This is a genomic window from Natrinema hispanicum, assembly GCF_900111485.1.
Classification (GTDB): Archaea; Halobacteriota; Halobacteria; order Halobacteriales; family Natrialbaceae; genus Natrinema; species Natrinema hispanicum_A.
In genome coordinates this window covers 88,180-97,340 of the sequence record NZ_FOIC01000013.1, presented here as the reverse complement: position 1 = coordinate 97,340, position 9,161 = coordinate 88,180, and the positions used below count along the sequence as shown (strand labels likewise).

Annotated in this window: 11 protein-coding genes and 1 rRNA gene; 6 read left to right on the top strand and 6 right to left on the bottom strand. The window is 63.2% G+C overall.

Annotated features, from left to right (window positions below; genetic code table 11):
- Together BSG09_RS21835 and BSG09_RS12900 are read right to left on the bottom strand one after the other, a co-directional pair.
- Positions 1 to 71 (bottom strand): 16S ribosomal RNA (locus tag BSG09_RS21835); the annotation flags it as partial.
- Positions 72 to 759: 688 nt separating this feature from the next.
- Entirely contained in the window at positions 760 to 1,392 is a 633-nt protein-coding gene (locus BSG09_RS12900) for a metal-dependent hydrolase (RefSeq protein ID WP_092933755.1), read from the bottom strand.
- Between the two features lie 366 nt (positions 1,393 to 1,758).
- Between BSG09_RS12900 and BSG09_RS12895 the strand changes: the two genes are divergently transcribed.
- The 6 genes from BSG09_RS12895 (at position 1,759) to BSG09_RS12870 (ending at position 6,273) form a co-directional block, all read left to right on the top strand.
- The gene (locus tag BSG09_RS12895; RefSeq protein ID WP_092933753.1) at positions 1,759 to 2,838 is read left to right on the top strand and encodes an ABC transporter ATP-binding protein; all 1,080 of its coding nucleotides are present in this window, start codon (positions 1,759 to 1,761) and stop codon (positions 2,836 to 2,838) included.
- Positions 2,835 to 3,677 carry an ABC transporter permease gene (locus BSG09_RS12890; RefSeq protein ID WP_092933751.1) on the top strand — a complete coding sequence of 281 codons (843 nt, stop codon included), beginning with the start codon at positions 2,835 to 2,837 and terminating at the stop codon, positions 3,675 to 3,677. Before BSG09_RS12895 ends, BSG09_RS12890 begins: the two co-directional genes overlap by 4 nt.
- 70 nt (positions 3,678 to 3,747) lie before the next feature.
- Complete coding sequence (locus tag BSG09_RS12885) at positions 3,748 to 3,969, top strand: hypothetical protein (RefSeq protein ID WP_092933748.1); 222 nt, start codon at positions 3,748 to 3,750, stop codon at positions 3,967 to 3,969.
- A gap of 43 nt (positions 3,970 to 4,012) precedes the next feature.
- On the top strand, positions 4,013 to 5,305 hold the full coding sequence (gene hisD, locus BSG09_RS12880; protein ID WP_092933746.1) for a histidinol dehydrogenase: 1,293 nt from the start codon (positions 4,013 to 4,015) through the stop codon (positions 5,303 to 5,305).
- Positions 5,306 to 5,394: 89 nt separating this feature from the next.
- Positions 5,395 to 5,619 carry a hypothetical protein gene (locus BSG09_RS12875; protein WP_092933744.1) on the top strand — a complete coding sequence of 75 codons (225 nt, stop codon included), beginning with the start codon at positions 5,395 to 5,397 and terminating at the stop codon, positions 5,617 to 5,619.
- A 279-nt stretch (positions 5,620 to 5,898) separates the two neighbouring features.
- Positions 5,899 to 6,273, top strand: a complete 375-nt coding sequence (locus BSG09_RS12870) for a HesB/IscA family protein (protein ID WP_092933742.1) — start codon at positions 5,899 to 5,901, stop codon at positions 6,271 to 6,273.
- A gap of 132 nt (positions 6,274 to 6,405) precedes the next feature.
- Here BSG09_RS12870 and BSG09_RS12865 read toward each other — a convergent pair whose 3' ends face one another.
- From BSG09_RS12865 to BSG09_RS12850, 4 genes are all read right to left on the bottom strand, one after another.
- Positions 6,406 to 6,606, bottom strand: coding sequence for a dodecin (locus tag BSG09_RS12865; protein ID WP_092933740.1), 201 nt, complete (start codon positions 6,604 to 6,606; stop codon positions 6,406 to 6,408).
- A 76-nt stretch (positions 6,607 to 6,682) separates the two neighbouring features.
- Positions 6,683 to 7,342 (bottom strand): hypothetical protein, encoded by a 660-nt coding sequence (locus tag BSG09_RS12860; protein ID WP_092933738.1) that lies wholly within the window; start codon positions 7,340 to 7,342, stop codon positions 6,683 to 6,685.
- Positions 7,335 to 7,949, bottom strand: coding sequence for a hypothetical protein (locus BSG09_RS12855; protein ID WP_092933736.1), 615 nt, complete (start codon positions 7,947 to 7,949; stop codon positions 7,335 to 7,337). The genes BSG09_RS12860 and BSG09_RS12855 overlap by 8 nt, the downstream gene beginning before the upstream one ends.
- Before the next feature lie 70 nt (positions 7,950 to 8,019).
- A complete protein-coding gene (locus BSG09_RS12850; protein WP_092933734.1) occupies positions 8,020 to 9,006 on the bottom strand; it encodes a metal-dependent hydrolase in 987 nt (328 codons plus the stop codon).
- Positions 9,007 to 9,161: the final 155 nt, after the last annotated feature.

Genomic DNA, 9,161 nt, shown 5'->3' with positions numbered 1-9,161 from the left:
ACAAACTCGTGCAACTAGCATGGCTAAATCGGACTCCAATAGCAATGACCTCCGGCAGGATCAACCGGAATGTAATGCTCTTCCCCAGCGAAGCTGGGGGAGTTGGCGGTGAATGTTAAGATACACTCACACATGGGTCCACACGTTCGCTGACGCAGATCGAATAACCGATCGGGCGTCACCGAACTACCAAGGCTAACATCAGATCCCATCTGTACGGCGGACCGCAGGGGTAGGATCCTCATTTCCTTCCGGACGTATTCATAAGCCATCGGGGGTACATAACCCCTTCGGACCCGAACCGTCCGGGCGAGATGACGGACCGGATTGAACGGCCCGTCGATCACGCGTTCTTCGCGTTTACACCCAACCACCCTGAGACATATAAGGGCGTCGGATCGCCCCCACGCCGGAAACCATAGCCGGCGTGGGTGTGTGCGATCACAACTGAGTGCCCTGCCACATATAAGGCCACTGGATCGTCACGGTCGGAAACCGATCGTGACACAACCAGTAGACTGAGCTGTGACAGCCGTCGAGTTAAATCAACGACTGTCCCGAGAGTGGGGTATAATCCAACCTCCGTGCCGGGAAACGGCCGGAGGGGACGTGGCGTCGTGGGCCACGTCGTTCGCATTCATATCGAGTGCCGGGTGTATATATAAGGCCGTCGTCTCGAGGGATCACTGGACGACGTTGGACAGTCACAAGATGCGATGCTTCGAGCAGCGCAAGTCGAAGCGCGACAGGAAACGAAACCTATCGGCGGTCAGGCTGATTCGAACGCGAGAGGCCGAAGACGCGGCTGAGAAATGCTCGAGCAACGCGGAGCCCAGCGTGGAGGCTCTCACGGAGGACCGGCGCGCCGTCGGCGAGCCACACCACCAACACCACGCCGGCAAGACCGAACTGGAACAACAGATACGTCGAGAGGTCGCCGGTGAGTACAGCGCTCCAGTAGCGGTCGAAGAAGTAGAAGAATCCCTCGAGGAGGCCCGGGCCAGGTGGTCGTCCCTCAACTGGTGTGATCGGCCAGAGCATGAGTTCGACCTGAAGGGCGCCCTGTCGGAACACGGAGTCGATGATATCCGCGGGAGGATGGGACAGATAGCCGAGCCCGAACGCGAGGCCAACGCCAGGACGCGTGGCCGCGTGTGCAATCGTTCCGATGAGTATCGCTAGCGGCACTGCAAAGAAGATCGAGTGGCCAATGGCGTAGCCGCTGTCGAACACGCCGAACTCCCAGGCAAGTGGCTTGTCGATCAGATCTGGGAGGACTGACGCGAACACGACTGCGAACGCCTCGAGTCCAGTCGGTGACTTCCGAAAGGCGATGTGACAGCACAGCGAGTAGGCGAGGTAGGCGACGATTGCGTGTTCCCACGGCCACATAGGACGGTGGTGTGGTGGGTGATGAATAGTTATGCAGCGCTTTTTTGCCCTCGAAGTGACGGATCGTTCGTTCGCTCGAGAGTGCAGTAGTCACGTTACCGTCTGTGACGCGCTGCGGGCGGTAACATCGTATTACCGGTCGCGTACAGCGCGATGAACGATGACCGACGACAGCCGGGCCATCGGTGTTCGTGGGTGACCGTCAGAGGGGCGGCCGGGAGCCGTCGATCACGACGCGAACGTCGTCCAGGAGACGGGATTTCCGGCGCGGTGTTCAGTCGCCGCCACGCGATGGGCTATTGAAGACCACCAGCGTAAGTGATTTCGAACTCACAGGTATATCCCCGTGGTCGCCCTAGAACGACTGTGACCGAGTACGCTATCGAGGCCCGCGACGTGGCGGTGACGTACGCGGATGGGACCGAAGCGGTCCGCGGTGTCGATCTCCTCGTAGAGACTGGGGAGTTTTTCGGCTTTCTGGGGCCCAATGGCGCAGGGAAGACGACGCTGATCAAGACGCTGGTAACGCTGTTGCGCCCGACTGATGGCACGGTGACGGTCAACGGATTCGACGCCGTCGCGGAGCCCCAGAGCGTGCGAGCGACGGTCGGGTACATGGCACAGGAAACGAGCATCGACCCTGAGTTGACGGCTCGAGAAAACCTCCGGTTTGCGTGTGATGCCTACGGCGTGTCACGGGCCGAGCGGGGCGACCGGATCGACGAGTTGCTTGCGCTCGTCGAGTTGACCGACGTCGCGGACAAGGTCGCCGACGATTTCTCCGGTGGGATGAAAAAGCGATTGGATGCGGCGACGGCGCTGGTCCACCGGCCGCCGCTCGTGTTCCTCGACGAGCCGACGACCGGACTCGATCCGGCAGCGCGAAATCGGCTCTGGGAGTACTTTCAGCGGATCAACGACGAGGGAACGACGGTGTTTCTGACGACGCAGTATCTCGAGGAGGCCGACCAGTTGTGCGACCGGCTGTCGGTCATTCAGGACGGTTCGGTCGTCGCGGACGGAACGCCCGAGACGCTGAAACGGCGTGTCGGGGGCGAGATCCTCGACGTCGAACTGGCGGAGCCCGCCGAAAGCGAGCGTGCGGTGGCAGTCGCCCGCGACGAATCGCTGTTCGCGGAGGGGGCGACGATCACGCCGACCGAGTCGGGCCTAACGGTGACCGCACGCGACGCGCGAACGCGCGGAACGGATCTGTTGGTCGCGCTGCGGGACGCCGATATCGGCGTGGTCGGGTTCGACGTTCGCGCGCCGACGCTCGACGACGTGTTCCTCGCGGTGACTGGGGAGCGAACCGAAGCGGCCGCGGCCGACGGTGGCGATGTGCAGGCCGAGGCGGTCAGTGACGGCGGTGACGCGAGAGAAGCAGCGATGACAGACGACGGCGAAACGGGGGCCGCCCCGGACGCCGACGGGGTGAGCCGATGAGTGTCAAGACCGGCGACCGCTACGGCGGGAGCTTCGCAAGCGACGTGTGGACGACGTTCGTTCGGTGGACGATCAAATCGGTTCGGAACCCGTTCGTACTCGTCGTCTCGCTCGTTCAGCCGATCATCTTCCTCGTGTTGTTCACGCAGGTGTTCGGCGGCGTCGCGACGAGTGCGCTCGAGGGAGTTACCTACGAGACGTATCTCGTGCCGGCGATCGTGATCCAGGTCGCGCTGGTGGCGGCGGCGACGTCGGGGATCGGGCTGGTCAACGACATCGAGAACGGCATGTTCGAAAAGACGCTGGTGAGTCCGATGAACCGCGTCGCCGTCTTCGTCGGCAAGACGCTGGCCGAGGTTGTCCGTATCATTGCACAGGTGACGATCGTGCTCAGTCTAGGCGTGATACTGGGTGCCGAGATCGCGACCGGGCTGGTTGGGGCCGTCGCGATCGCGGGCATCTGCGTCCTGTTTTCGGTCTGGTTCACCGCGTTCTCGAACGTGCTCGCCGTGGTGACCCGCGACGAGGAGTCGACGATTATCGGGGCGAACCTGCTCCAGCTGCCCTTGCTGTTCGTCTCGAGCGCGTTCCTCCCGCTGCCAGCGCTCCCGACGTGGATCCAGACGGTCGCGACATTCAATCCGATCACGTATGGCGTCGACGCTACCCGCGCGGTGATGCTCGGCGAGGACACGATGACGGTGATCGAAGTCACCCGCTTTGGGGGAATGTGGGATACGCTCGTGCCAGCGCTGGCCGTCCTCGTCTGTCTCGCGCTCGCTTTCGGCTCGGTCGCGATTTACGCGATCAGCCGGGCTGCCAGCGCCGACGTTCGATGATGGCTGTTGGCGCGCTCGCCGCCGTAGAACCAACCGACATCATTTAGCGATCCCGGGCGTACGGCTCGCTATGGACCAGTCGGGATTCGTCAAACTCTCGCTCATCGGATTTGCGCTCGTGATCGTGAGTTTCGTCATCCGTGGACTGAGCCGGATCGTCCTCGAGGTGGAGGTCGCGGATCTCATCCAGGCACCGCTAGCGATCGTCGGCTTCGGGCTGCTCGTCTATCTGTTCGTCAGGGCGACCCTCGACTTCGTTGGCCTCTGGCCGATCGAACGCGGGGAGACATGAGCGGAAGGAAACCGTTTTTCGCCCGCCGTCCGAATCCAGAGGCATGACAATCGACGTGCAGGCGATTTCTGACCTCGGGCCGGACGATCGCGCTGCCTTCTTCGAGCGCGACGCTGGCATCGAGGCGGTCAGGGGAGACGTCCGCGACATCGTCGACCGGGTCCGCACCGAGGGCGACGTCGCTGTCCGCGAGTTTACGAGCGAGTTCGACGGCATTGAGGTCGGCAACATAGAGATCACCGACAAGTGCGAGCGAGCCGCTGACGAGGTCGACGACGGCATTCGCAATGCGATCGAGACGGCCGTGGCGAACGTCCGAGAGTTCCACGAGGCGCAACTCCCCGACGACTGGCAACGAGAGTTCAGCGAGGGACGGACGCTCGGGCGGCGCTTTCGATCGCTCGAGCGCGTCGGCGTCTACGTCCCCGGCGGCTCGGCGGCGTATCCCTCGAGCGCGATTATGGGGATCGTCCCGGCGGTCGTCGCCGGCGTCGACCATGTGTCAGTCGTCACGCCACCGGCAGACGAGTTGAACCCGGTGACGCTGGCGGCGATCCACATCGCGGGCGCGGACACGGTCTACAGCGTCGGCGGCGCACAGGGGATCGCGGGGCTGGCCTATGGAACGGAGACGATCACCAACGTTCATAAGATCGTTGGACCCGGCAATAAGTGGGTCACCGCGGCCAAAGCCGAGGTCCGGGGTGACGTCGAAATCGACTTTCTTGCGGGCCCGAGCGAAGTCGTCGTGGTAGCAGACGAAAGTGCAGATCCAGCGCTCGTCGCCGCGGAACTGATCGCTCAGGCTGAACACGATCCGAACGCTTCGGTCGTGGCCGTCACGGACAACGAGGCGACCGCCGACGCTGTGGCTGTAGCCGTCGACGAACAGGTCGGCGACCGCGACCGTGCAGAGATTATCCGGGAAGCGCTCGCGAACGATGCGAGTGGGGTCCTCCACGCACGATCGATGAGTGAGGCGATCCTCTTTACGGAGGCGTACGCCCCCGAACACCTCTCGATCATCGCCGATGACGACGAGTCGATCTTAGAGCGCATCGACAGCGCAGGCAGCGTCTTCCTCGGGCCAAACACGCCTGTCGCAGCGGGCGACTACGCCAGTGGTACGAACCACGTCCTGCCGACCAACGGTGGGGCGCGCGTAGCCGGTGGCCTCTCGGTCGAGACGTTCCTTCGGTCGACGACGGTCCAGCGCCTCTCCGCGGACGGCTTGGCCGACCTCGGTGAGACGATCACCACTCTCGCCGACGCGGAAGGGCTCGAGGCCCACGCCGCGAGCGTCCGGCTTCGGCTGGACGACGAGACCGACCGCTAACGGGTGGTAATCCGCGATTGAGCGGCTGGAAATAGGTTACGGAAGCGCATATCGGTTTTACGTAGCTGGAACACGGAGTAAGCAGTGAGATGGAACCGCGTGTCGATCCGATGGACGGGCGCGTCCTCGAGCGCAACTACGATTACGCACAGCGGAACGTGCGGCTCCTCTCGATGTGGTACGACTGCGAACTCGAACGGATGCTCGAGCTGCTGGCAGAACACGATATCGAGCTGTCGCGAAACGACCGACGGCAGTTCGGGACCTGGTATCGGTTGCTTCGGCAACGCTCGAGCGGCTATCAGAGCTACTGAGACGACCGGACAAACGTCAGTGACTACTCGATCGCGTCTCGACGGCTGTCGCCGTTGGCGACAGCGTCTTGGGTGTGATCGAGAGATGAACCGGTTTGTCCGGCAGTATGACGACCACGGCACCCCTGATCACATGACGGTCCTGCGAACAGTGTGTGAATCAGTTCGGGCGAGACGAGAGACGAACGCGGACCCAGCCGACTGCGTAACCGGATTCGGCTAGTGTCTCTGCCTACTGAGGGCGTCACAGTTAACATCGTTGCGCCGGAATGGGTGGGTATGAGCACGGACAGTATCGACGGCGGGGAAGCAGACACGCGCCCGAAGATCGAAGTGACCGAAGACGCGGCCGAGCAGGCCATTTCGCTGCTCGAGGGAGAGGGCCTCGACGTCACGGAGGCAGGCCTCCGGCTGTTCGTCCAGCAGGGAGGCTGTGCCGGCCTCTCTTACGGGATGCGCTTCGACGATGCGCCCGACGAAGACGATACGATCTACGAACATCACGATCTGCGCGTGTTCGTCGATCCGGCGAGCCTGAAGTACATCGAGGGCAGCGTCCTCGACTACGAAAGCGGGCTGCAGGCCGAAGGATTCCACGTCGACAATCCAAACGTCGTCAGCGAGTGTGGCTGTGGCGAATCGTTCCGAACGTAACCGATCCCGGTCTCGCTTCTGAGCGGTCACGGCTCCGGTCTCCGTCCATCTCTCGAGCCAGAACTGCTGTGAAAAAGGAGTGGCAGCCGGCGAGTGGCTGCTCGACTTCCGGCCGGTTTGGCGGCCGTCAGGTCACTCCTCGAGTTCGAACGCGACGGTGACTTCGGCTTGGTACTCCCGGTCGTCGACGCTTGCGACCTCGACGCCGAGTTCGTCGACTTCGATCCAGTGAACGTTCTGAAGTGTCTCTTCTGCGCGGTCGATTGCGTCGTCGGCTGCTGCATCGAAGCTGTCAGGACTGGTTCCGATGAGCGTGATTTTTTTGAAGACCATCGCCCATGTCACTACACCACAACCCGACGTAAAACTGCGCGTCGTTTTCGGGTTGGAAGAGCGCTCGTGATGTCGCCTACTCGGTTCGGGCCTCGAGACGGTCACGAATCGCGCCGGAGACATCCGCGAGGTAAGCACCACCCCATAGCGCGACGATCAGTCCGCCGATCGAGTTAAACACAAGGTCGAGCATCGTATCCGAGAGCCCGTACTGCGTGAGGACGGCGTCGATCCCGAACGCCTCGGCCGACAGCGCGATCGCAAACTCGAGGATCTCCCAGAGGACGCCGAACGCGAGGACGAACAACAGGATGAAGACGGCGACGAACCGCCGGGGGAAATGAATGCCATCGGCGTGCTCGTGGAGCGCACGGACGGTCGCATAGCCCACACCGGCGACGATCGATGCCGAAAGCGCGTGGGTCATGTGGTCCCACCACCAGAGTTGCGTATAGAGCGTTCTGGTCGTCCCCGGAAGGCCAACGGTGCCAAACGCGTGAAGGAAGACGGCAGTGGTGATCCAGAGTGTGAGCCGCGGGTCCATCGGAATCTCGTAGTCGCGCTCGAGAATCGGCGGGAGTTGCGTGACGAAAAGCGCCACTGCAGTGTTCACGACGATCCCAGCGTTGCCCCTGTCGATGCCGATGAACAGCATCCCGATTAACCCGAGTTCCATGAGATACGTCAGCTGTCGCTGGCGCTCCCGAGATGGCAACACACTGGAGAGACTACGCATCCTCACCCCTCGCGATGGGTGTGTCGTCCGTTGGACTGCAGTGTTCGGACCGGCCGAGTCGCCGGAAGTAGAGTTCGAAGACGACGCCGGCCACGAGACCACCGACGGCCGAATAGACGAACTCCCACATGATGGCATCGTGATCAGCCGGAAACGGAACGCCGAGGATGCCGGCGACACTCCATCGGAAGAGCGCCCAGAGGGCAGCCGCGGCCATCGTCGTGATGACGACAAAGATAATGGCGAATCCCGATGTCATCTGCACGGCGGTAAACGTCTGGAGTTCGACAGCGAGAACGAGTGCAATCGCCGCTACGGAGAGATACGAGGTGACGTATCCCGTCATTCCGACGCCAAGGCCAGCATCGAAGATCGGGAGCGCCGCCAGCAACAACACCTCCCACGGAAGCATGACCTGTGGCGACTGGAGGGCAAGCGGCGGGAACAATGCAAGGACCACGAGCGCCACTGCAAACGTCGTCCAGAGGATGCTCCCGGTCACCAGCGCGCCGACGCCGACGGCCGCGATTGCACTAACCAATCCCCACGCGATCGCTGCGTTGGTTCGGCCGTCTGCGATCAGGTCCTCGAGTGAAGCCTGCGACACACTGGATCGTACTGACCGTTCTCACAAAAGCGTAGTCGTCGCGCAGTGACTCGACGTGAACGCACGGAGATCACGCTGGCGTGACAAACAGGTAGACGGTGGCATAGGCAACCAGCGCGACGGCCACAGCTGCGACCGTCGTGAGCCCGGTCTCGAAGATCGCGTCGACGGACGGGAGCAATCGATCGCGCGCGCGGAAGGGACGCCAGTACGAGTCCTGAACGACACCACAGAGGAGGCCAACGCCAAGAATGGAGAAGACGAAGTGATACGAGACCTCGAGCGTCGGCGGCGTCACGGCGAGCGCGGCGACACCGTAGACAGCGCCGACGGCGGCCCGGCGGTCGACGGACGCGAGGATCGATCGGTCGGTGACCCGATACGCCACCGCGATCGCGAACGCGATCGTGGCGAGTTCGACCGCGAACGCACCGAGTAGGTGCAGCGTCGGGTCCGGATGGAGGATGACGCGTGACTCGAGAAGCGGCGGGCCGAAGGGGAACAGCCAGTCGGGTGGCGAGCCAGTCACGAGATCGCCCCACGGATGCGACCAGAGCCCCCAAAGTGCAGCGAGGGCGACCGTCGTTGGTGGCAGCGTCGACAGCCAGGCGATCCCGCGGGAAACGAGGATACCACTGGCTACGAACAGTATCATCACGAACGCGGCGAGGGGACCATCCCAGATCAGCGCGACCGCGACGAGCGCCCCGAGAAGGGCGATCCCGGCGAGATGGCTGGCGCGCGAGCGCGCCGAGCGCCCGCGGACGGCGAGCAGTCCAAACGCCGGCGCGGCGACCGCCCCGACGACCAACGAGTGCGTGACCGAGCGGTGGACGGCCCGGCTCGCGCCCCAGAACGCCGCCGGGGCCCCGAGATCGCCGCCGAGAGCCTGCCACTCGAGCAGGCCGACGAGCGCGTATGCGACGTCGATATCCGGAACCGCGGCGAACGCACCTGCGACGGCTCCGACGAGCAGGGCCGGCCGGCGATCCCATCCCCGCCAGTCGGCGACCAGCGCCGCGACGGCGAACGCGAGCAGGGCATGCCCGACGAACATGGATATATCGGGTATGTGGCGGGTCATCTTAAGCGCCTCGTAGCTATGTCAACACCCCTCGCACAACCCTATAATGTGTCTGCGGACGGGACGCCCGACACCCGATCGTCGGGGTCCGAACGGGAGCGATCGTTCGCCGCTGTCGGTAGGTCTTT

Coding starts and splice junctions, on each gene's coding strand:
- BSG09_RS12900 (WP_092933755.1), bottom strand. CDS start 1,392: ATGTGGCCGTGGGAACACGCAATCGTCGCCTACCTCGCCTACTCGCTG.
- BSG09_RS12890 (WP_092933751.1), top strand. CDS start 2,835: ATGAGTGTCAAGACCGGCGACCGCTACGGCGGGAGCTTCGCAAGCGAC.
- BSG09_RS12885 (WP_092933748.1), top strand. CDS start 3,748: ATGGACCAGTCGGGATTCGTCAAACTCTCGCTCATCGGATTTGCGCTC.
- hisD (WP_092933746.1), top strand. CDS start 4,013: ATGACAATCGACGTGCAGGCGATTTCTGACCTCGGGCCGGACGATCGC.
- BSG09_RS12875 (WP_092933744.1), top strand. CDS start 5,395: ATGGAACCGCGTGTCGATCCGATGGACGGGCGCGTCCTCGAGCGCAAC.
- BSG09_RS12870 (WP_092933742.1), top strand. CDS start 5,899: ATGAGCACGGACAGTATCGACGGCGGGGAAGCAGACACGCGCCCGAAG.
- BSG09_RS12865 (WP_092933740.1), bottom strand. CDS start 6,606: ATGGTCTTCAAAAAAATCACGCTCATCGGAACCAGTCCTGACAGCTTC.
- BSG09_RS12860 (WP_092933738.1), bottom strand. CDS start 7,342: ATGCGTAGTCTCTCCAGTGTGTTGCCATCTCGGGAGCGCCAGCGACAG.
- BSG09_RS12850 (WP_092933734.1), bottom strand. CDS start 9,006: ATGTTCGTCGGGCATGCCCTGCTCGCGTTCGCCGTCGCGGCGCTGGTC.